Annotated in this window: 23 protein-coding genes; 4 read left to right on the top strand and 19 right to left on the bottom strand. The window is 36.3% G+C overall.

Translation table 11 applies throughout. The annotated features are described in order from the left end of the window. Positions 1–20 precede the first annotated feature (20 nt). Positions 21–1,436: a hypothetical protein gene (locus ACWZFG_RS11730; protein ID WP_418626919.1), complete on the bottom strand. Its 1,416-nt coding sequence runs from the start codon at positions 1,434–1,436 to the stop codon at positions 21–23. Positions 1,437–1,820: 384 nt separating this feature from the next. Here ACWZFG_RS11730 and ACWZFG_RS11725 point away from each other — a divergent pair, with 384 nt between their 5' ends. After that, complete coding sequence (locus ACWZFG_RS11725; protein ID WP_455577680.1) at positions 1,821–2,603, top strand: carbon-nitrogen family hydrolase; 783 nt, start codon at positions 1,821–1,823, stop codon at positions 2,601–2,603. 37 nt (positions 2,604–2,640) lie between these two features. Continuing rightward, on the top strand, positions 2,641–3,057 hold the full coding sequence (gene fosX / locus ACWZFG_RS11720; RefSeq protein ID WP_455577679.1) for a FosX/FosE/FosI family fosfomycin resistance hydrolase: 417 nt from the start codon (positions 2,641–2,643) through the stop codon (positions 3,055–3,057). 79 nt (positions 3,058–3,136) lie between these two features. On the opposite strand, the gene ACWZFG_RS11715 is transcribed toward fosX, so the two are convergent. Further along, a complete protein-coding gene (locus ACWZFG_RS11715) occupies positions 3,137–3,538 on the bottom strand; it encodes a hypothetical protein (RefSeq protein ID WP_418626921.1) in 402 nt (133 codons plus the stop codon). A 15-nt stretch (positions 3,539–3,553) separates the two neighbouring features. Continuing rightward, positions 3,554–3,985 carry a rhodanese-like domain-containing protein gene (locus tag ACWZFG_RS11710; RefSeq protein WP_455577678.1) on the bottom strand — a complete coding sequence of 144 codons (432 nt, stop codon included), beginning with the start codon at positions 3,983–3,985 and terminating at the stop codon, positions 3,554–3,556. Between the two features lie 156 nt (positions 3,986–4,141). On the opposite strand from ACWZFG_RS11710, the gene ACWZFG_RS11705 reads away from it, so the two are divergent. Beyond that, complete coding sequence (locus tag ACWZFG_RS11705; RefSeq protein WP_177504618.1) at positions 4,142–4,825, top strand: phosphoribosylaminoimidazolesuccinocarboxamide synthase; 684 nt, start codon at positions 4,142–4,144, stop codon at positions 4,823–4,825. A 62-nt stretch (positions 4,826–4,887) separates the two neighbouring features. Here the strand turns inward: ACWZFG_RS11705 and ACWZFG_RS11700 are convergent, their stop codons facing one another. The 16 genes from ACWZFG_RS11700 to gdhA form a co-directional block, all read right to left on the bottom strand. Then, positions 4,888–5,787, bottom strand: a complete 900-nt coding sequence (locus ACWZFG_RS11700; protein WP_177504621.1) for a cation diffusion facilitator family transporter — start codon at positions 5,785–5,787, stop codon at positions 4,888–4,890. Positions 5,788–5,997: 210 nt separating this feature from the next. Further along, positions 5,998–7,470, bottom strand: a complete 1,473-nt coding sequence (locus ACWZFG_RS11695) for a methyl-accepting chemotaxis protein (RefSeq protein ID WP_177504622.1) — start codon at positions 7,468–7,470, stop codon at positions 5,998–6,000. A gap of 144 nt (positions 7,471–7,614) precedes the next feature. After that, a complete protein-coding gene (locus ACWZFG_RS11690; RefSeq protein WP_455577677.1) occupies positions 7,615–9,285 on the bottom strand; it encodes an FAD-dependent oxidoreductase in 1,671 nt (556 codons plus the stop codon). Positions 9,286–9,414: 129 nt separating this feature from the next. Then, positions 9,415–9,738, bottom strand: coding sequence for a DUF134 domain-containing protein (locus ACWZFG_RS11685; protein WP_147669468.1), 324 nt, complete (start codon positions 9,736–9,738; stop codon positions 9,415–9,417). 63 nt (positions 9,739–9,801) lie between these two features. Beyond that, positions 9,802–9,960, bottom strand: a complete 159-nt coding sequence (locus tag ACWZFG_RS11680; protein WP_309320489.1) for a hypothetical protein — start codon at positions 9,958–9,960, stop codon at positions 9,802–9,804. Between the two features lie 93 nt (positions 9,961–10,053). Further along, on the bottom strand, positions 10,054–10,875 hold the full coding sequence (locus ACWZFG_RS11675) for a P-loop NTPase (protein WP_177504625.1): 822 nt from the start codon (positions 10,873–10,875) through the stop codon (positions 10,054–10,056). Between the two features lie 73 nt (positions 10,876–10,948). Beyond that, a complete protein-coding gene (locus ACWZFG_RS11670; RefSeq protein WP_455577676.1) occupies positions 10,949–11,923 on the bottom strand; it encodes a phenylacetate--CoA ligase family protein in 975 nt (324 codons plus the stop codon). A 19-nt stretch (positions 11,924–11,942) separates the two neighbouring features. Continuing rightward, positions 11,943–12,356: a DUF134 domain-containing protein gene (locus tag ACWZFG_RS11665; protein ID WP_177504627.1), complete on the bottom strand. Its 414-nt coding sequence runs from the start codon at positions 12,354–12,356 to the stop codon at positions 11,943–11,945. A gap of 147 nt (positions 12,357–12,503) precedes the next feature. After that, on the bottom strand, positions 12,504–13,151 hold the full coding sequence (locus ACWZFG_RS11660) for a CBS domain-containing protein (RefSeq protein ID WP_147669460.1): 648 nt from the start codon (positions 13,149–13,151) through the stop codon (positions 12,504–12,506). A 100-nt stretch (positions 13,152–13,251) separates the two neighbouring features. After that, a complete protein-coding gene (locus ACWZFG_RS11655) occupies positions 13,252–13,956 on the bottom strand; it encodes an ABC transporter ATP-binding protein (protein ID WP_177504628.1) in 705 nt (234 codons plus the stop codon). Then, the gene (locus ACWZFG_RS11650) at positions 13,956–14,726 is read right to left on the bottom strand and encodes an ABC transporter ATP-binding protein (RefSeq protein ID WP_147669456.1); all 771 of its coding nucleotides are present in this window, start codon (positions 14,724–14,726) and stop codon (positions 13,956–13,958) included. The genes ACWZFG_RS11655 and ACWZFG_RS11650 overlap by 1 nt, the downstream gene beginning before the upstream one ends. Further along, complete coding sequence (locus ACWZFG_RS11645) at positions 14,723–15,670, bottom strand: branched-chain amino acid ABC transporter permease (protein WP_177504629.1); 948 nt, start codon at positions 15,668–15,670, stop codon at positions 14,723–14,725. Before ACWZFG_RS11645 ends, ACWZFG_RS11650 begins: the two co-directional genes overlap by 4 nt. Before the next feature lie 9 nt (positions 15,671–15,679). Continuing rightward, entirely contained in the window at positions 15,680–16,576 is an 897-nt protein-coding gene (locus ACWZFG_RS11640; RefSeq protein WP_147669452.1) for a branched-chain amino acid ABC transporter permease, read from the bottom strand. A 420-nt stretch (positions 16,577–16,996) separates the two neighbouring features. Further along, on the bottom strand, positions 16,997–18,172 hold the full coding sequence (locus tag ACWZFG_RS11635) for an ABC transporter substrate-binding protein (protein ID WP_418626924.1): 1,176 nt from the start codon (positions 18,170–18,172) through the stop codon (positions 16,997–16,999). Positions 18,173–18,455: 283 nt separating this feature from the next. Next, a complete protein-coding gene (locus ACWZFG_RS11630; protein ID WP_147669448.1) occupies positions 18,456–19,637 on the bottom strand; it encodes an ABC transporter substrate-binding protein in 1,182 nt (393 codons plus the stop codon). A 227-nt stretch (positions 19,638–19,864) separates the two neighbouring features. Continuing rightward, entirely contained in the window at positions 19,865–21,202 is a 1,338-nt protein-coding gene (gene gdhA / locus ACWZFG_RS11625; protein WP_455577675.1) for an NADP-specific glutamate dehydrogenase, read from the bottom strand. A gap of 224 nt (positions 21,203–21,426) precedes the next feature. Between gdhA and ACWZFG_RS11620 the strand changes: the two genes are divergently transcribed. Then, on the top strand, positions 21,427–21,651 hold the full coding sequence (locus ACWZFG_RS11620; RefSeq protein ID WP_177504631.1) for a DUF1659 domain-containing protein: 225 nt from the start codon (positions 21,427–21,429) through the stop codon (positions 21,649–21,651). Positions 21,652–21,684 lie beyond the last annotated feature (33 nt).

The following is a 21,684-nucleotide window of genomic DNA, read 5'->3' as shown; positions in this document are numbered from 1 at the left end:
TGCCTGTTGCTCGTTTGCAGTTATTTTCTTTCTTGGAGAACTCCTGCATCATATAAGGATTGAATACATGCAAATGTTATTTCCGGCTTAATTTCTTGATCAATAAGTAACGTTGCTATTTCACGGCTTGTATACATCGCTTCATCAATCAACTCACCAACCAATTGATATACTGGCTGATTTAATTCAATATCGTCTAAAAATGTCCATTTATATTTTGCCATACTTTCTAAACAAAAACCGCTTTTTTGCTTAGAATAACGATAATAAGGCTTAAAAGTAATAATTTTCGTCCGATCAACTTCTACTGGCATATATATTTTAATCATTTGCCGGATTTTTTCTTCAAAATCTGCAGCATCGCTAAATCCAGTTTCAGCTAAAACAATATTTCCTTCTGGATGTTGATAGTCTATATTACAAGGCGTCGTTAATCGTACTCTCTTTTCTGGCATATTAACGACAAATCCAGAACACTCAATCGCAGATTTGACCATCAATGAATCCATTTTTACATATTCAGCTTTTTTCGTCTGATCATCATAAATTACAATATCCTTTAATTTTTTTGCTTGAGGAAAATCTAAGACTAAATCAACATATAATAACTCCTCTGGACTAAAAGCATCCATTAATCGATGAAAATCTGCTAAACTGTGTACAAAAAATTGATGCATCGTCGGCAACATCGCTGCATTTTTCAGAAATAGTTTTGTTTGTTCAACGTCTTGCAATGCTAAAGAAGTCGCAACTTGCGGAATATATTGATAAATCTTCTGATAGATATCCGCAAATGCTTTATACTCTATATTATCCAAAGGATCGGTTGCAAAATAACAATGATTTACCGTTTTCCCGAATAAATTATATGTACTATGTAAAATACTTTGCCATAGAGCAATATTTTCTTGATTTAGTTGAAAAACACGCGTTAGCGGCTTATTTTCCGAACGAAAACGAAAAGAATCGGTCACCGTTCGTCCTGTCGTCAACTCAAAAGCAATTGGGTGGTGAATAATTGAACGGCTTCGATTCCCAAATTCACCTTTGCAACGATTTATTTGCCGATTTCGCCACGCTTCAAATGCCTTATTTTTCACCCTGCCTAATTCATTTTGCACAATCATACGCAAATTGCGACGTTCGATTAAATAAGCTCTATACCTCCGCATAATCATTGGCAAGCTCATATCATCCAACAAATAAAACTCCGGAGTAAATAGATATTGCAATTCATCCGCATTAAACGGTACACGATATTGATTTAGTAAAGCCTGTGGTTTTTCACCGTATATATTACGAAATTTTTCATCTGCCAAATACCGCTCTAAAAACCTTTTAACATATGCAACCTGGTGGATATGCACAGCATCGTGAAGCCTAGCCGATATCAATTCGGCGATCGCATTTGATTTTACCTTTCCCTTTATATCCATAAGTTAAAATTCACCTCCATTTACAAAATCCTAAATTTCACTTAATCTATAAGCAGATATATAATCACGATTTACAAATTGCGTCATTTCAGCTAAAAAAACAGAAATGATGCTCTCCCGCGTGCATCAAATAAACAATAGTTTAGCCGAATAATCTTGCTGTATTTTTCTCTTTTATCTTGACAAAATCCTGCATAATAAATGAGATAATTATAAAGTAGACTGATTCAGATGGAGTTTTTACTTCATCTGAATCCTAACCGCCCTTATACAGAGGCTAATCTGCTCGCTTCTCCCCTATGGAGTCAGGAGTCCTAGCACAGATTAGCCTTCGGATAAACTCTTCAAATGTATCTATAAAAACAAAGAAGGTGAGGATGAATAATGAAAGTATCGCTCCTACAAATGCAAATAAAGCTCGGTGATTTCACCTCAAATCAAGCCACTATACATCGCTTAATAGAAAAGAGTATGGAAAATAAGCCTGATATCATCGCCTTACCGGAAATGTGGAATGTAGGTTTTTTCCCCCGTCCTTTAAATGAATATACTGACCCAAGCGGAGAGAAATGTCAATCTTTTCTAAGTAATTTAGCCAAACAATATAATGTAAATATCGTCGGTGGATCAATTGCTAGAATTACTGACAAGCAATTGTACAATACGAATTATACCTTTGACCGTTCTGGTAACTTAGTGGCTTCTTATGATAAAATCCATCTTTTTTCTCCCGCAAAGGAAGATAAACTTTTTACCGCTGGAAATAAATATGTTGTCTTTGAACTAGATGGTATAAGATGCGCCGTTATCATTTGTTACGATCTTCGCTTCTGTGAATTAGTCCGCTCACTTACAGTGCAAAATGTAGATTTACTTTTCATTCCCGCAGCTTGGCCTATCGAGCGAAAAATGCATTGGGAAATTTTAAGTCAAGCGCGCGCTATTGAAAATCAATGCTTTGTTGCTGCAATTAACGGCTCAGGAAGATTTGATAAATTTCATCTCTGCGGCAATTCTATGCTCATTAATCCGTGGGGAAAAATCCTTGAAAAAGCAACGGAGGCAGAGTCAATAATTGTCGCCGAGTTAAATTTGCAATTATTACAAGAAATCCGTTCTAGCATTAATGTTTTTCATGACCGTCGTCCTGACCTTTATTTTAAATAAAAATGCATTTCCATATTTTATATAGAAGGTGATTTAAATGATTACAGGCATTAGTCATATTACTTTTATCGTAAAAAATCTCGACCGGACTGCTAATCTTTTTAAAAAAGTTTTTGATGCAAAAGAAATCTATACCAGCGAAGAAAAAAAGCATTCGCTATATAAAGAAAAATTTTTTCTTATCGGGAATCAATGGATTGCAATTATGGAAAGTGAGGCGATTGTTCACCGGACCTATCACCATATTGCTTTCAAAATAGAGGAACAAGACGTAGATATCTACCTCAAAAAAATTAAAAATCTTAACTTGGAGTTAAAACCGCCTAGACAACGTATGTCAGGCGAAGGATATTCAATTTATTTTCATGATTATGACAATAATCTGTTTGAACTGCATACAGGAACATTGTCCCAAAGGTTAACATCATATGAAAAGGCAGATAATCAAGTATAACTTCATTATCTGCCTTTTTAATCTATGTAATAATCCCCCCTAGACTCTCATCTTTCAGCAAGAGCTGAGATCAGGGTAGTCAAAATAACTGCGAATAGTAGTTAGATGGATCTAAAGTTCTGCCTGAAACAAAGCTTACAAGCACTCCAAAGTTTTGATAAAAATAGGTAACTTCTAAGCCGATATAACCGCCACCAATAATACCTACCGCTCTAGGTAATTCTTTTAAAGCAAGCATTGTATCACTAAAATAAACAAATTTGCTTTCTTTTATCTTTGGCCAATCTGCAGACTTCGTTGGGTATCCCCTTCTTTTGTTATTACTAAATACGCTTTTTAAGCTTAGCCAACACTTTTCTAATACGTACAAGATGTGTGCAGACATTCTCAGCAATCGATTCACTGGATTGACTCGTTTGCTTATGATTTTAAAAACCAATGCATGAACGGCAATTGTAAATTCACTCGTCATCTTCTTCAATTATTTCCTATCCTTTTATTTTTCTTGGTATGAATCAGACTCCGTTTCATATTGCCATGCATCGATGCCCCCAAAATCATATACATGCTTATACCCCATAGCAATTAGTTTTTCCGATGCTTCTCGACTACGATTTCCACTACGGCAATAAACTAAAACTGTATCCGCTTTTTTTATCCCTTCAATTTCTTTATTTGTATTTGTTTCATTTGAAATAAGGATCGCGCCTGGAATATGCTTTGTCTTATATTCCGCAGGGGTCCGTACATCCAAAATAATCACACTTCTATTTTTATCTATGATTTTTTTTGCTTCATCACCCGAAATTCGCACATAAGTCCCTCCCTCTTCATTATTTACGTTATTTTGCGTATTTGCATTAGCACAGCCTGCCAATATAAGCGCTAAGAATACAATCATTGAAATTAATAACAATATTTTATTCATCATCATTCTCCTTTATTTTCATACCGTAATTATATTTATTACGGTATGAAGTATCAAGAAAAAATTTGCTACAAAACCAAATTCTTTGACAGTCTTTTTCTACCTGTAGTATGATGTAATTAGGTAACAAAATTACATAACATCTAGGAGGAAAAAATGGACTTAGTTTATACAGGAAAAACAAAAAACGTTTACAAACTCGAAGATGGTAACTACTTATTAAAATTTAAAGACGACGTAACTGGTACGGACGGTGTATTTGATCCAGGTGCAAATACTGTAGGTTTATCTATCGAAGGCGCTGGTCGTGCAGGTTTGAGTTTAACAAAGTATTTTTTTGAAATTATAAATGCCAAAGGGATTCCAACACATTACCTCTCTGCAGATATTGAAAATGCAACGATGACAGTAAAACCAGCAACCGTCTTTGGTCAAGGATTAGAAGTTATCTGCCGTTATCGTGCAGTCGGTAGTTTTCTACGTCGTTATGGAAAATATGCACAAGACGGACAAGAATTAGACGCTTTTGTTGAAGTTACATTAAAAGACGACGATCGCGAGGATCCGCCAATTACTAAAGATGCATTAGCTATGCTTAACATTTTAAGCGAATCCGAATATGAAATATTAAAAGATTTAACAAAAAAAATTGGCAATATTGTAAAAGAAACGCTTGCCGAAAAAGGCATCGAACTTTATGACATCAAATTTGAATTCGGGCGTGTTGGCGCGGACAATCATATCGCTTTAATTGATGAAATCTCCGGCGGGAATATGCGTGCATTTAAAAATGGCGAATATGTTGAACCATTAGTATTAGAAAAATTAATCTTAGCTTAATATATCCAGAAAAAAAGAGCTACTCATTGAAAATGACTTTCAATGAGTAGCTCTTTTTCTATTTACTTTAACGATCTATTGGGCACATCTCCATAAGGTTCCGCATGAATAGTCACATCACACATCGTGCCTAAAGATTGTTTAATTTTATTCTCCAATTGATCACAAATTTCATGTACCTCATGTAATGGCATCTCGCGATCAAGCAGAATATGCACATCTAAAATTCTATACGCACCCGACCTACGCGTTCTCAATTGATGAAATCCTCGAATCTCAGGCTGGTCTTGAAAAATATCAGATAATATCCTCTCATCCTCTGACGGCAGGCTCATATCAGTAAGTTCCTTTGCACTTGCAACCGTCATGTCATAACCAGCTTTAAAAATAATCGTTGCCACAATAATTGCGATAACAGGGTCAATCCATAACCAGCCCGTAACTTTTATCGCTACTAATCCAAAAAGAACTCCAATCGAAGTCCAAATATCCGCTTGCAAATGCAATCCATCTGCTTCTAAAGCTTGAGAATGTGTAATTCTCGCTACATGCATCAATCGTTTAGAAACAAAATAGTTTACAACAATCGAGATTCCCATAATGATAATCCCATATTCGAGATATTCTGGCTCTGTTAAATGTTTCATTTTCTGTGCAGCCTCATAAACAATCCAAATTGCTGCAAAAACAATTAACAGCGCCTCTATTGCACTGGATAAATTTTCATATTTACCATGCCCATATGCATGCTCCTTATCTGGTGGCTCAACTGCCTTTTTCACCGCATAAAATGCTATGATAGCTGCAACTAAATCAATCCCCGAATGTGCTGCTTCCGAGATAAGGCTGACTGCACCAGTATATAAACCTACAATTAATTTCAAAATGACAAGCGTTGTATTTGAAATAATAGACAACCATGCCGTACGTCTTTTCAATGCATTGCTACTTTCCTCTGTCATCGATAAACTCGCCTCCCAAATCCCTCTTCATGTATATAATGAACCCGTCAACGTAAAAGTGTCAAAACTTCGCTATACCAAAAAACCTGTGGAACTATAAAAGCCCCACAGGTTATTATTCCTGCTGCATAATGCCCAGTATACAATGTATACCTGATTATTTTTATATTAACATATGTATTTCAAATTATCTAGTCTATTAGGCGGAAATCATTCGAAAATTCTAGTTCCTTCTGCTGTAAGTTTCGTAATTTTTTCATCTATACGCTGTAAAAGTCCAAGCATAGATTGAGACAAGGTATCTGCCCGTCCATACAACGATTTCGCCTCATTAAGATTTTTTTCTTTAATTGCATCAATTAGTCGATCACCGAGAGAGTGGAATTGATCGTGTATTTCATCAATCTGCTTCCATTCGTCCGCCAATATTGGGATATCAATTTCAATCGCATGATAAAAATGCCCAAATGCACATTTATGTGAATCCGTTTGTATTGGTGCCAGTTTCATTTCATCAACCATCGTTTTCACTTTAGCTAACCATCCAATATGTGCTTGCCGCGCTTTTTTAATAACCTCTTGCAATTCTTGATTTGTAATCGCATGACGACCTTCGCGTAATCCTTTAAACAGGTTTTCTGTTATCCCAGATAATTGAGCATCAATCTGTCTAATATTTTCTGCATAATCCGCACTTTCCACTGCATCATTATGGAACAAACGCGTCATTTCGCTAAAGCGTTCCGCATCCACACTTGAAGTTTCCATTGCTTTATTGATTTCGTCCGCTGCTGAGCGTATTCCTTGCATAGATTCATTGACATCCCTTACACTGACGATTACACCATTTAGCATATCAATATTCTCGCCAACAGTTTCTGATACCATATCAATCTTGTCACTCATATGATTTGTTGATTCTAGCGTTCTGTCCATGCTTATTTTACCGGCACGTGCTGCCATATGAATATTTTCCACGAAGCTTCTCATTCCATCTAAATTGTGTTTCGTATCATCAGACAATTTACGAATTTCTTCCGCAACTACAGAGAAACCTTTTCCTTGTTCACCTACACGAGCCGCTTCAATCGCCGCATTCAAAGCCAATAAATTTGTTTGGTTGGCAATCTCCTGGACGCTGTCAACAATCTTACCTACCTCAGCACTCAAATTAACCAACTGCTCAATTTTTTCATTCATCATTCCCGTATCTTTGACTACAGCCTCTTTTAAATCGCCCACTTCCACCAATAAATTTTTACTGTTATTATTCTTATCTGCCAATACTTTGGATCCGTCAGCTACCTTATCTAATGTAGTAGCAGTTGAATCAATGGTTTCATTTACCTGATTCATCGTCGCTGTAGTCTCTTCAACAATTGCAAGATTATTTTCGCTCAGAGAAGCTAGTTCCTCAGCAAACTCCATCAATTGTTTCGACATAAAACTCATTTCCACATCAAAACTGCTTGTCAAGCTTGCAATATTTAGTATTTCCTTTGCCGCATCTGCCATTCTTTTTTCATTGGCTACCAACCGATCAAATTGTGCAATCACCTTATTATGCATTGTATGATTCGTTGTCGGACATTTGACCGATTCACCTTTAATCGATCGATCAACGTAATCCAAGATACAGCTCATTTCCTGACAAGACGATGTCTGTTGTTTCTTAAAAAACATAAAATCCATCCCTTCTATTAAAAATTAAGCTATCTATTTATATTTAATATCATTTATCCTATTATTTATCTCATTATATATTGATTAATGGTAAATATCTATATTTATCGACCATCATTAACAAATATATTTGACAAAATCATATCAAATTTCAATTTTTTCTTCATCAATAAACTGATATAACCGATAGCCACCACTTAAGTTATAGACTTCAAAACCGTGTTGCATCAATATCCTCGCTGCAAGGTAACCTCGAAGCCCAATTGCACATGCCACATATACCGGCTTTGAACTATCTAATAGGGGCAAGGCTTCGCGCAATTCATCGAGCGGAATATTTATAAAACCAGAAATATTCCCATTATTATATTCTTCAATAGTTCGAACATCTAATAATGTAACATCTTTACGTTTTTGCAAATCCGCAATATCATGCCAATGAAAAATATGCATTTTATCCGTCAAAATATTTTCAATCACAAATCCAGCCACATTTACAGCATCTTTCGCTGAACCAAACGGTGGTGCATAGCATAACTCTAGTCTTGTTAAATCATAAGCCGTCATTTGCGCACGAATTGCCGTTGCAAAAATATCACAACGTTTATCTACACCACCATAACCCACAATCTGAACCCCTAAGATTTTCCCCGTACTTTTTTCATAAATAGTCTTAAGCGACATATCCATTGCATTTGGATAATACCTTGCATGATTTTCTGAATGTGTAAATGATTTTTCGTAATTTAGCTGTAATCTTTTGGCTGTTTTTTCATTAATACCTGTAGTTGCAACAGTTAAATCAAAAACTTTTAGAATCGAGGATCCTTGTGTTCCCTGATAAGAACGATCGAATCCACAAATTACATCGGCAACAATCCTCCCCTGTTTATTCGCCGGCCCTGCAAGTGGAACAAATGTTGGCTGTTTTGTAACAAAATCAATAACTTCTATCGCATCTCCAATTGCAAAAATATCAGGAATAGATGTCTGCATTTTTCCATTGACAACAATTGCACCACGCTCATTTAATTCAATTCCTGCTTTTCTCGCAATATCACTCTCAGGTCGAACCCCAATTGCCATAATCACCATATCGGTTTTTATCACACCATTCTTTAAATCAACAACAACATGATTCTCCGCTTCATGAATCGCCTGTAAAGCGTTTCCTAAATAAAGTTTTATTCCCTTACTGCGCAAATGAGCATGAACTTCACACGCCATATCATAATCAAGCGGTGCCAGAACCTGATTTCCCGCTTCAATTAATGCAACTTGGACACCTGCTTTATGAAGGTTTTCAACCATTTCTAGCCCAATAAATCCTCCACCTATCACAACTGCATGCGCTGGTTTTTTTTGCTCAATATACGTTTTCATCTTCAAGGTATCAGGTATATTCCGCAACGTAAAAATCTTTTTTGAATCAAGCCCCGCTATCTTAGGCTTTATCGGTTCTGCTCCCATAGATAAAACCAATTGATCATAACTTTCTTGATAGACTTCATCTGTTTGGAGATTGCGAACAGTAATCATTTTATCTTCTTGATGAATTTCTACTACTTCATGGTAATTTCGAACATCTATATTAAATCTATTTCTAAAGCGCTGTGGCGTTTGCACCAAAAGCGATGACCTGTTTTTTATTTCCCCGCCAATATAATACGGCAGTCCACAATTTGCAAACGAAATATGCTCGCCTCGCTCGAATAAAATAATCTCGGCCTGCTCATTTAAGCGACGTAATCGTGCAGCAGTTGAAGCTCCTCCAGCCACCCCACCAATAATCAATACTTTCTGCTTTTTATTCATAATAAGCACTCCCTTTATCACAAAGTTAAGAAGATTTTCTCACTTATCCTTTAAAAATTTATCCCTAAATTACGCTTATTATATATTAAAACACTTTTTTTATCGGTGATAAAGTCACACTTATTAAGTTTATTTTTTACGGCAGCCCTTATTGCAAAAATCTCCTTCACATAATTGATAATCACCGCCTTGAATAATTAGCCGCCTACCATTCACCAATGTATCTGCCAACTTTTTTCTAGCCGCGCTATAAATTCCTTGAATTGTAGTTCTTGCTACATTCATCCTTTGTGCACAATCTTCTTGGCTTAATCCTTCTAAGTCAATGAGACGTACCGCCTCATACTCATCTACGGTCATGACAATATCCATATTCGATGCACTATTTAAAGGTCCAAAACAATCGTTTTGTGGCATCCTACAAACCCGTCTCCATTTACGCGGTCTTGGCATTAAGATTCCCCCTAGTATAATAAAAGTAAAACCAGAGCGTCCTCTGGTTTTATTTTTATTATACTATTTTTCTTGATGATTAGTAGAGATATTAGACATATTTTCTTTCCTACTAAAGCCATGGCAATAGCCTTGTCTAAATTTATCTTTTCCTTGTCCATTGTTCTGCCCTTTTAAACAACAGCCTCTTCCATTTGGACCTGTACCATCTCTTCTTGGCATATCATTCATCCCCTTAAGTTATTGACATATGTCGCTTTCATTTATATAATAACACATTATAGACATATGTCAATAACTACTTAAGGCCTTTTTCTATTTGTTCTCCGTCTGATTTATTATATTTTTTAACACTTCATCTAATCCAGCATTTACAGGGCTATCTTCGGCAAGGCTTTGTCCAGAATCACCACTTACAACAACATTAGGATCAATTGGCAAACTGCCTAAAAATTCTATATCAAAATCTGCTGCCGTTTTCTTCCCACCTTCTGATTGAAAAATATTATGCAGCGTATGACACGTTGGACAAACAAATCCGCTCATATTTTCTACTAAACCTAAAATAGGTAATTTTACGCGTCTACAAAAGTTAATGGATTTTCTCACATCTGCCAAAGAAATCTCCTGTGGAGTTGTCACGAGCAGCGCCTTACATTCATCCACCGTTTGTGCCACAGTAAGCGGTTCATCCCCTGTTCCTGGTGGCGTATCAATAATTAAGTAATCCAGTTCTCCCCATTCAGTATCCGATAAAAATTGTCTTACTACCCCAATTTTAGCGGGGCCACGCCATATAATTGGATCATCTGGTTGATTTAATAAACATTGCATAGACAATACTTTTAAATTTTCCGAGTAAGGATAAGGCACCATTCTATCCTCATTAAATTCAATTGCAGCATCTCTTATCCCTAAAATACCTGCAATACTAGGTCCATGAATATCAACATCAAGCAAGCCAACTTTATACCCCATTTTGCTCAGTCCAATTGCAATATTCGCTGAAACTGTACTTTTCCCTACACCGCCTTTACCACTCATCACAGCAATTTTATGCTTTATATTTTTCATCAAATCTTGAATTTTCTTACTTTGCTCTTCATATTGTTTGTTTTGCCCCATTCCACATGCCATAAAGTTCATCTCCTAAATATATTCGTTTATTATTTGCAATTAGCAATAAGAATCAATAGCTCCACTATCGTCATTATGAAAAGAACTGTACTTTCAATGAAGTACGTCCGCATTTACATACTGAGTTTTCCATAACCGCTTTTTTCCCTGTTCTATATCGCAGAATAGGCATAGCTTCATGACTTAATGTCGTAACGACAAGCTCTCCACTTTCACCGTACGGCAATGCCATCCCATCTTGATTTATCACCTCAACATAAAAATAGTCATCATGAATATGTATCCCCTCTTGATGAACACATTCACTACCAATAAACAAGCCTAGCTTTTCCGCTACATTATACAAACGATATACAGGGATATTAAACTGCGTTTCTAAATCGCTTTTTTCTTGATCATTACAATGGGAAGCGTTGCATAAAATACTCTGCAAAAAACACTTTTGACGATTTTCATTTAAATATGCACCAAAATTTTTACTTCTTTCAGTCGATGTGTAAAGCGTTGTCACCCCGAAATCACGCAGCACAGCCATCATATTTACTAAATCTCTATCATGATTTATCAATACTGTAATCCCAATACGTTCAGCTGCCTGCTGCATAAGATTCAATTCATCCAATCCAATGCCATGAGAATCTATCAAGAGCGTTGAACACATGGTGATATCACAGGCTACTAAGCTGCGACAAATCGTTTCAATTCTTCGCATTCTATCATTGAGCGTAAAACCTGCAGCAATTTTTTCTTCTAGCGAATAGTCAAAAAAGGCAACACCGCTCACGGGCATTGTAAGCAGACCAAAGGGATAACAACGCTTGATATCTTCATCTGTCGTAAACGGCATTTTTTCTAAGCTGCCAAAAACATCTTTAGCTTCCGCATCAATCTTTAGCTTATCCATTTTTTCACGATAAAACTCACTCTTTTCATACACTCGTTGAAAAAGGGTTCGCAATTTTTCTTCCTGCAAACGTTTTTTCTGTTCTTGATTCATTGCTTCAGTTGCAATATCTAATATCAAATCTATCGCTCCTATTTTATTCATATCATTATGTAAAATTCATCTATTCGCAAATTACTTCGCTCTCGCAATGTGGACACTTTTTCATATGCTGGCAAACCTCTTTTTTTATCATTATCTCCCATGTATATCCACACTTATTACAATATAGTCGCTTTCCCATCTCAGCTATTTGGAAATTTCCGCCCTCAATCCGAATCGCCGCCCCCTGCCATAATGCTAAGGCAATAATCCGGCGTGCTTTATTCAAAATTCTATTAAAGGTAGGTCTTGATACATTCATTTTTTCCGCAGCCGTCGCTTGATCTAGTAATTCTATATCAATCAAACGAATTGCTTCCATTTGCTCAATCGTCAATGACAATTCTTTTATCTCATTTAGCGGAATACCAGCTGGTTTATAGTAGATAACCTTTGGAATCTTTTCTACCATTCGCTCCTTTTGCGGTCTTGCCACATAAGCCCTCCCTTATAGATGTAATATTAGTTATGAAATATATTTCATAACTAATATTACATCTATAAATTATTTTTGGCAAGAAAAATAAAAAGCATGATTGCTTCCCTATATTTATAGAAGCAATCATGCTTAGCTCTATCACGATTAAGAAATTTTTGCGAGATGAATAAGTTCATAGCCCTTTTCTGCAAGCTTTGCTTTAATCTCATCTACATTATCAATATCAGCACGTACAACCAATTCAAATTTTCCTTTTTTCCCAGTCTGTGTACTTACTAAACTCGTAATGTTAATCCCCATATTGGCAAATACCGCTGAAACGTTTTGTACAACACCAACTTTATCATCACCTTGAATCGTTAGTCTTGTGTTTGCCTTTGTAAGCCCCATAATATCAACAACTGCTTTGAATACATCGGTTTCTGTAATAATGCCAACAATAGCACCCGTACTGCTAATTACCGGCATTCCACCAATTTTATTATTACACATCATAAGAGCTGCTTCTTCAATTGGCGCATTTGCTTGAATCGTATATACCTTTTTACTCATGATTTCTTTCACTTTAATCTTCGCCAACAACGAGTTTACCTCATATTTTGACAAAGTAGTCGCTGGGGATGGTGCGACCTGCATAATATCGCGATCACTAATAAAACCAACAACATTGCCGTCTTTGACCACAGGCAAGCGGCGAAAACGATTCTTATTCATAATCAATGCAGCTTCATCCACCATAAGATCAGGAGAAACCGTAACAGGGTTTTTTGTCATAATATCGCTTACAAACACAATAAAACACTCCTCTCACTCGCACATTCTTATATTTTAATTATATACCTGAAACCTTTTTTTGCCTAATAAATTTTAGTAAAAATAAGCTGTGATTCCATTAACCTCCAAGATATGCTTTACGTACTTCTTCACTTGCTGCCAATTCTTTTGCATCACCAGATAACGTAATTCTGCCCGTTTCTAAAACATAAGCTTTATTGGCGATAGAAAGTGCCATATTTGCATTTTGCTCAACGAGAAGTACTGTCGTTCCTGTACGGTTAATTTCTTGTACGATTGTAAAAATTTCTTTTACGAGTAAAGGTGCAAGCCCCATAGATGGCTCATCTAAAAGGAGCAAACGAGGGCGACTCATTAAAGCTCTGCCCATAGCAAGCATTTGTTGTTCACCACCACTCAATGTACCAGCCAATTGTGATTTACGCTCTAAAAGACGTGGAAACCGTTCAAATACAGAATTCATATCTTCTGCAATACCTGACTTATCACTTCTGATATATGCACCCAATTCTAGATTCTCCATTACTGTCATGTTCGCAAATACACGACGACCTTCTGGAACTTGAGATATCCCAGTTTTTACGATAGCTTGCGCTGGTATCCCTGCAATATCTTTACCTTCAAAAGTAATCTTGCCTGTTTTCGGTTTTAATAATCCTGAAATCGTACGAAGTGTTGTACTCTTTCCTGCACCATTCGCCCCGATTAAAGTAACAATCTCACCTTCATTTACTTCAATGCTGATATCTTTAATCGCATGAATCGCGCCATAAAATACATTAATATTTTCTATCTTTAGCATTAGGACACAACCTCCTCACCAAGGTAAGCCTCAATAACCTTAGGGTTATTTTTAATTTCGTCAGGAGTGCCATGTGCGATAATGCTACCGTATTCAAGCACATAAATACGTTCACATACACCCATAACAAGACTCATATCATGTTCAATCAATAAAATAGTTAAACCAAATTCATCTCGAATCCAATGAATCATTTCCATTAATTGCTGTGTTTCTTGTGGATTCATCCCGGCGGCAGGCTCGTCTAAAAGTAACAATTTAGGTTTAGCTGCAAGAGCTCTAGCAATTTCTAAACGGCGTTGTTCACCATATGGCAAGTTTTTTGCAATTTCATCCTTTTTATGCTCTAATTTAAAGATTTTTAAAAATTCAATTGCTTTTTCTTCAATTTCTTGTTCTTCTTTAAAGTATCTACCTACGCGAAATACAGCTTCCGCCACTGAATATTTTACATGAGAATGATAAGCAATTTTTACATTATCAAGTACGCTTAACTCCGAGAACAAGCGAATATTCTGAAAGGTACGCGCTATTCCTTTTTGCGTGATTTGGAATGGTTTAAGACCAATAACACTCTCGCCATCAAATTCAATTACACCTGTCGTCGGTTGATATACACCAGTCAAAAGGTTAAATGCCGTCGTTTTACCCGCGCCATTTGGGCCAATTAGCCCTATCAATTCACCTTTTTCAATATGCATTTCAAAGTTAGATACAGCTTTTAGACCGCCAAAGACTTTAGACAGTTTTTCTGCTTTTAATAAGTTCATTGCTTATTTCCTCCTTTGAAACGTTTAAATATTCCTATGTTTGTTAATTCTACATTACCAAATAATCCTTGAGGACGATAAATCATTAAGAGAATTAACACTAATGAATACACAATCATACGCCATTCTGGCCAACTTGCAAGTGCTGCCGAAACGAAAGTTAAAATAACCGCACCAGCAACAGAACCTGTAATGGAACCAAGCCCCCCCATAACTACCATTGTTAAATAGTTAAAGGACATCATGAATGTAAATGATGCAGGATGGGCAATATAAAAGTAATGCGCAAATAATGCTCCAGCAACTCCCGCAAAAGCAGCGCCAATCGTAAATGCCAATACTTTATACTTCGTCGTATCAATTCCCATAGCTTCCGCTGCTATTTCATTTTCACGAATAGAAATACATGCTCTACCATGTGAAGAATTGACTAAATTCTTAATAAAAAACAACGTAAATAAACAAACGAAGAACGCCCAAGCGAAGTTAGTATAGCGTGGGATTCCCATGAATCCAGATGCACCGCCAACATAAGGAATGTTTAGAATCGTAATACGGATAATTTCACCTAATCCAAGCGTAGCAATCGCTAAGTAGTCACCATTTAAGCGAAGCGTTGGCAACCCGATGAGTAAACCAAGTAATCCCGATGCCAGTGCACCAACAACAATTGCTAAAAGAAATGGCAATTGAAATTTCACCGTAATAATCGCACTTACATAAGCACCAACTGCCATAAAACCCGCATGTCCAAGTGAAAACTGCCCTGTATATCCATTAATAAGATTAAGGCTAGCCGCCATAATAATATTAATTGCAATTAATATTAAGTTAAGCTCCCAAAACGAACCAATAAAATTTGCTTGAAGTAAACCTTCGACAATCGCGTAAACAAGTACGCAAAGACCAATAATTTTTAAATCTTTCTTTGTTACTGCCTTCATCTGTGCCACCTACACTTTCTCACGCGTGTTTTTGCCAAATAATCCTGAAGGCTTAAATAACAGGATAATAATTAAGATGGCAAACGCCGCTGCATCACGAAATGTGGAAGAAATAAACCCACTTACTAAGGCTTCAATAACACCAAGTATTACACCGCCTGCCATAGCTCCTGGTATAATTCCGATACCGCCAAGAACTGCCGCAACAAAGGCTTTAAGACCAGGCATGATGCCCATTAATGGATCGATAGAGTTATAATATACGCCTACTAAAACACCAGCGGCAGCAGCTAACGCTGAGCCAATACCAAATGTAGCAGAAATAATTCTGTCAACATCGATCCCCATTAAACGAGCCGCATCAGTATCAAACGATACTGCACGCATAGCTTTACCAATTTTCGTTTTTTGAACTACATAAGTCAATACAACCATTAAAATAACAGAAACAAGCATGATCACTAATTGCTGACTGTTGATAACGAACGGGCCAAAGTGATATGTAACTGCCTCAAATACTGCTGGGAAAGTACGTGGCTGTGGGGTAAATAATAACATACTACCATATTCTAATAGTAGTGATACACCAATGGCAGTAATTAAAACTGCAATTTTTGGCGCATGACGAAGTGGACGATACGCCAATCTTTCAATAATCATACCAATAATGCCCGAGACGACCATTGCAACTAAAAGGGCTGGGATGAATGGCAGCTTAAACATTGCCGTAGCAAAAAAACCTGCATATGCACCGATCATATAAATATCACCATGGGCAAAGTTAATTAATTTGATAATTCCATAAACCATCGTATAGCCAAGCGCAATTAAAGCATAAATACTCCCTAGGGAAATACCATTAATTAACTGTTGAATCAATTGTTCCATAAAGGATGACATTTCCATACAATTTCCTCCATTTTAAAAATCCTCACGCGAAAAACTGTGATTTAGACTTAATGAAAACACCATAAAATCAAGAAAAGACCTTTAGCCACCGACATATCGGCTAAAAGGTCTCTAGCTACCTTTTTCTACTGCTTTCATCTAGGTAAACTCCACCTTGAGTCTTTGAAATATTTACATTATGACTTTTAATCTGACAAGTTTTTCTTTGCTGTTATCTATTATAGTAGCACACTTATAACGTGTCAATAACACATTTTTGAATATTTTCTTTCTCTACAATACAAATGTAATTTTTATCTTGCATTATATTTTTGTATTTTTATAAAAGTTTTCTACACGAGGACATTTTTATGTATTTTGTACATATTAAAAATACACAGCAATGTACTCTGTATCATCGCTGTGCATTTTATTCTCTTAAGGATTTACTTTTTCTTTAAATGTTTGTTTTCCATCTTTAAATTCAATAACTACAGCACTCTTTACCGCATCATGCGTTTCATTTAATGTAATTATTCCAGAAACCGCTTGATATTCTTTTGTTTTTGCCAATTCATCTTTAATTTTTACGGTGTCTTCACTGCCAGCACGTTTAATCGCTTCAATAATCATCATCGTTGCATCATAAGATAATGCAGCAAAGGAATCTGGAACTTGTCCATATTCAGCTTTATAAGAATCAACAAAAGTTCTAATTGCTGGGCTGTTATCCTCTGGAGAGTAATGGCTTGCAAAGTATGTATTGTTTAACGCCTCATTTCCTGCAATTTCAGGTAACTTTGCACTATCCCAGCCATCACCACCAAGAACGGCACAATTAATACCAAGTTCACGCGCTTGTTTAATAATCATCCCGACTTCCTGATAATATCCAGGTACAAATAAAATATCCGGATTTGCAGCTTTAATTTTTGTTAAAGTTGCCTTAAAGTCTGTATCTTTTGCGAGATATGCTTCTTTAGAAACAATTTTACCGCCATTTTTTATAAAAGTTTCTTCGAAAAATTGTCCTAACCCTTTTGCATAATCACTAGAGTTATCAATATATAATGCAGCGTTTTTACCATTTAGAGATTTAGCCGCAAAATTTGCCATTACAGAACCTTGGAACGGATCAATGAACGCCGCTCTAAATAAATAGTCACGAGTCTTACCCGTTTCAGGATCCACTGTTACTTTTGGATTGGATGCAGTAGGGCTGATTGCCAATACTTTACCGTCCATATTTACTTGTGCACCTGCAATTACACTAGAAGATGCAATTGGAGCAATTACAGCCAATACTCTATCTTGTGTAATTAATTTTTGCATTGCATTTGCTGCCTCTGCCGCTTCTGATTTATTATCCGCTACAACTAAACTAATTTGTTTGCCAAGCAAGCCACCTTTTGCATTGACTTCTTTAATCGCCAATTTGGCGCCATTTGTTGCCGACTGACCAAACGTAGCATTCGTTCCTGTCATTTCTAAGTTCGCACCAATCCTAATTGTATCGCTGTTTGATGCCCCACCGCCACAACCTGCAACTGCCAAAGCAAGTACACTTGCTGTTAAAGCTGCACACACTGCTTTTTTCACTTTTCCCAAAAACATGAAACTCCTCCTCTTTGTCGCCTACAAAATACGCCTAGCCTGTACAAATGTATCGTGTGGCGTTTCAATTGTTTTAATTGTAGAAGTCTAAAGATAAATTGTCAATACTTCTATTAACGCACAAACGCACCATTTGTCCCCTTGCAGTGCACATTTCATAATCTAATTTACGAAATTCCTAGAAAACAGTCCACTCTGTAAACTAAAAAAAATTATTAATTTACTTTTTATAAAGAAAAAAAGTGGCAGAAAAATTCTGCCACTTTTCATTTAATTCAATCAATTATTTGTTTGGATTAATCTTTTCTTTAAATACTTTTTCACCATTTTTCATTTCAAGAACAACCGCACTCTTTATTGGATCATGCGTTGCACTCATTGTAATAATCCCTGTACCAACCTGTAAATCTTTTGTTTCTTCTAAAGCTACACGAATTTTTTCCGGATCATCGCTGCCGGCACGTTTAATTGCATCAATTAACATCATGCCGCCATCGTAGCCAAGAGCGGCGAATACGCTTGGTTCTTGACCATATTCAGCTTTATATGCTTCAATAAAGCTTTTTACGCTTGCATCATTATCCTGCACGGAGTAATGAGAGCTGAAATATGTATTGTTTAATGGGTCAGCACCAGCAATTTCAGTAAGCTTGGAATCATCCCAACCATCTGTACCGATTAATGGAATGTTAATACCAAGTTCACGTGCTTGCTTAACGATCTTGCCAACTTCTTCATAATAAGCTGGGATAAAAATAACATCAGGATTTCCTGCTTTTAATTTCGTTAATGTAGATTTAAAGTCTTGATCTTTTTGTAAGAAAGCTTCTTGTGCTACAACTTTGCCACCTTGCGCTTCGAAAATCTTTGTAAATACTTCCGCCAAACTCTTAGAATAGTCAGAACTTGCATCTACATAGATTGCCGCTGTTTTTGCATTTAATGTTTTCGTCGCGAAGTTCGCCATTACTTCCCCTTGTAACGGATCAATAAAGCAACTGCGGAAAGCATAAGGTTTTACTTTCCCATTTTCAACTGTAATTTTAGGATTTGTCCCCATTGGTGCAATTAATGGAATTTTATTATCTTCCGCAATTTGCAAAGTCGCCAATACATTTGAAGTTGTAGCTGGCCCAACAACTACTTTTACTTTATCATTAGAAATCAATTTTGTTGTTGCATTTGCTGCTTCAGAAGCTTCTGATTTATTATCCGCAACTACAAGATTAATTTGTTTACCAAGTACACCACCCTTTTCATTGGCTTGCTTAATTGCTAACTTAAGCCCATTAAGACCTTGTGAACCATAGTTAGCAACTCCACCTGTCAATTCAAAGTTTGCTCCAATTTTAATTTCACTGCTATTGGATGCTTGATTACCACCACATCCGGTAAATATTGCGCCCATCATCGTTACACCTAAAGCTAAACTTGTGAGTGCCATGAGCTTTTTTCCCAATTTCATTATAAATCCCTCCCATTATAGATCCCTAGTATACAGACTCTTGCGTTCCGGTCTGTATGACCATGTGACTATTATAGTTTACACGATTTACAATAGTCAAGTATTATTTTTATATTTTTGTATATTGTAAATGTACATTTGTTTTTATTTAATGTAAGAAAAAAGGTCTACGAATATTCTTCCGTAGACCCTTAGCTTTATTAAAAATATAACTTAGTTATCTAAAATCAAACTACACCATGGGCAATCATAGCATCCGCCACTTTTTTGAAACCAGCAATGTTAGAACCAACAACTAGATTTCCCTTGAATCCATATTCTTCCGCAGCTTTTGTGGAGTTTTCATAGATATTTTTCATAATATCTTTTAATTTATTATCAACTTCTTCAAATGTCCAGCTATAACGCATAGAATTTTGCGACATTTCAAGCGCAGACACTGCTACACCGCCAGCATTTGCAGCTTTTGCAGGAGCAAATAAAACGCCTTTTTCTAAAAAATAATCAATTGCATCTAGCGTTGATGGCATATTTGCACCTTCGCCAACAGCAAATACACCATTTTCCACAAGTACTTTTGCAGATTCTAAATCAATTTCGCCTTGTGTTGCACAAGGAAGCGCAACATCGCACTTAATCGTCCAAATACCCTTACAACCTTCATGATACTCCGCATTTTGACGAGCTTTTATATATTCAGAAATTCTACCACGTTTAACTTCTTTAATTTCTTTTACAACATCAAGATCAATACCATCTTTATCGTAGATATATCCATTAGAATCAGAGCAAGCCACCACTTTAGCACCAAATTCCTGCGCCTTTTCGATTGCATAAGTAGCAACATTTCCAGACCCAGAAATCACTACTGTTTTACCTGCTAAAGATTCATTTGCATCTGCAAGCATATGTCGAACAAAGTATAACAACCCGTATCCAGTTGCCTCTTTACGTGCCAAGCTTCCCCAGTACCCTAAACCCTTACCAGTTAAAACACCAGCTTCATAAGCGTTTCTGATGCGTTTATATTGTCCAAATAAATAGCCAATCTCTCTGCCGCCAACGCCTATATCCCCTGCTGGTACATCTGTATCTTGACCAATATGACGAGATAATTCCGTCATAAAACTTTGGCAAAAACGCATGATTTCGTTATCAGATTTTCCTTTTGGATCAAAGTTAGAACCGCCTTTACCACCACCGATTGGCAGTCCTGTTAGAGAATTTTTAAAAATTTGTTCAAATCCTAAGAATTTAATAATGCTTAAATTCACACTTGGATGTAAGCGCAATCCGCCTTTGTATGGACCAATTGCACTGTTAAATTGTACACGATAGCCTTTATTCACTTGAACTTTGCCTTGATCATCCACCCAAGGAACTCTGAACATAATCACGCGTTCGGGTTCAACAATGCGCTCTAAAATAGCTTGTTCTTGATATTCTGGATGCTTTTCTACCACAGGTGCGATAGAAGTCAATACCTCTTTAACCGTTGCATGAAACTCTTCCTCACCTGGATTATCAGCAATTACCTTATCAATAATCTTTTGTACATACATCATGTTTTTCCTTACCCCCAATTAAAGATTCAATACCCTACATTTATATATTATTACTTTCCACAGTAAAAATTGTCAATATATACATCGATTGTGCATTGTATACATGATTTTTGCCTTTATTTTGCATATTTATGCTAGAAAATCAATTTAAATTTTTTAGTATTGGAAATACGTTTAAATTTGTTCACATATTGAATGTAAAAACTTAGAAGGAGGTGAGGCAAATGGCAGTAAATAAAGGTAATGAAGCAACAAAGTTAATTCTCAAAGTTCAAACTGGAACAAATAAACTCGGTAATCTGGTTTATACATCAAGAACTTTCAGTAAATTCAATCCATCAATCGCTGATAACGATTTATTCTTAATCGGTGAAGCGATGGCAAGTTTACAAAAGTATCCGCTTACATCTATCAATCGCCAAGACAGTTTTGCATTAGCTTCGGAATAAGCATGGTATTAAATGAAATATAGAAAGGAGGAA

The organism is Anaerosinus sp., assembly GCF_965318445.1.
This window is presented reverse-complemented; position numbering and strand designations above follow the sequence as displayed.

What these genes read in the sequence shown, in the direction of transcription:
- ACWZFG_RS11700 (WP_177504621.1), bottom strand. Translation starts at nt 5,787, where the DNA reads ATGACAGAGGAAAGTAGCAATGCATTGAAAAGACGTACGGCATGGTTG.
- ACWZFG_RS11695 (WP_177504622.1), bottom strand. Translation starts at nt 7,470, where the DNA reads ATGTTTTTTAAGAAACAACAGACATCGTCTTGTCAGGAAATGAGCTGT.
- ACWZFG_RS11690 (WP_455577677.1), bottom strand. Translation starts at nt 9,285, where the DNA reads ATGAATAAAAAGCAGAAAGTATTGATTATTGGTGGGGTGGCTGGAGGA.
- ACWZFG_RS11630 (WP_147669448.1), bottom strand. Translation starts at nt 19,637, where the DNA reads ATGAAATTGGGAAAAAAGCTCATGGCACTCACAAGTTTAGCTTTAGGT.
- ACWZFG_RS11645 (WP_177504629.1), bottom strand. Translation starts at nt 15,670, where the DNA reads ATGAAGGCAGTAACAAAGAAAGATTTAAAAATTATTGGTCTTTGCGTA.
- ACWZFG_RS11650 (WP_147669456.1), bottom strand. Translation starts at nt 14,726, where the DNA reads ATGAACTTATTAAAAGCAGAAAAACTGTCTAAAGTCTTTGGCGGTCTA.
- ACWZFG_RS11635 (WP_418626924.1), bottom strand. Translation starts at nt 18,172, where the DNA reads ATGTTTTTGGGAAAAGTGAAAAAAGCAGTGTGTGCAGCTTTAACAGCA.
- ACWZFG_RS11725 (WP_455577680.1), top strand. Translation starts at nt 1,821, where the DNA reads ATGAAAGTATCGCTCCTACAAATGCAAATAAAGCTCGGTGATTTCACC.
- ACWZFG_RS11670 (WP_455577676.1), bottom strand. Translation starts at nt 11,923, where the DNA reads ATGAATAAAATAGGAGCGATAGATTTGATATTAGATATTGCAACTGAA.
- ACWZFG_RS11705 (WP_177504618.1), top strand. Translation starts at nt 4,142, where the DNA reads ATGGACTTAGTTTATACAGGAAAAACAAAAAACGTTTACAAACTCGAA.
- ACWZFG_RS11685 (WP_147669468.1), bottom strand. Translation starts at nt 9,738, where the DNA reads ATGCCAAGACCGCGTAAATGGAGACGGGTTTGTAGGATGCCACAAAAC.
- gdhA (WP_455577675.1), bottom strand. Translation starts at nt 21,202, where the DNA reads ATGATGTATGTACAAAAGATTATTGATAAGGTAATTGCTGATAATCCA.
- ACWZFG_RS11680 (WP_309320489.1), bottom strand. Translation starts at nt 9,960, where the DNA reads ATGCCAAGAAGAGATGGTACAGGTCCAAATGGAAGAGGCTGTTGTTTA.
- ACWZFG_RS11655 (WP_177504628.1), bottom strand. Translation starts at nt 13,956, where the DNA reads ATGCTAAAGATAGAAAATATTAATGTATTTTATGGCGCGATTCATGCG.
- ACWZFG_RS11710 (WP_455577678.1), bottom strand. Translation starts at nt 3,985, where the DNA reads ATGAATAAAATATTGTTATTAATTTCAATGATTGTATTCTTAGCGCTT.
- ACWZFG_RS11675 (WP_177504625.1), bottom strand. Translation starts at nt 10,875, where the DNA reads ATGGCATGTGGAATGGGGCAAAACAAACAATATGAAGAGCAAAGTAAG.
- ACWZFG_RS11640 (WP_147669452.1), bottom strand. Translation starts at nt 16,576, where the DNA reads ATGGAAATGTCATCCTTTATGGAACAATTGATTCAACAGTTAATTAAT.
- ACWZFG_RS11730 (WP_418626919.1), bottom strand. Translation starts at nt 1,436, where the DNA reads ATGGATATAAAGGGAAAGGTAAAATCAAATGCGATCGCCGAATTGATA.
- ACWZFG_RS11620 (WP_177504631.1), top strand. Translation starts at nt 21,427, where the DNA reads ATGGCAGTAAATAAAGGTAATGAAGCAACAAAGTTAATTCTCAAAGTT.
- fosX (WP_455577679.1), top strand. Translation starts at nt 2,641, where the DNA reads ATGATTACAGGCATTAGTCATATTACTTTTATCGTAAAAAATCTCGAC.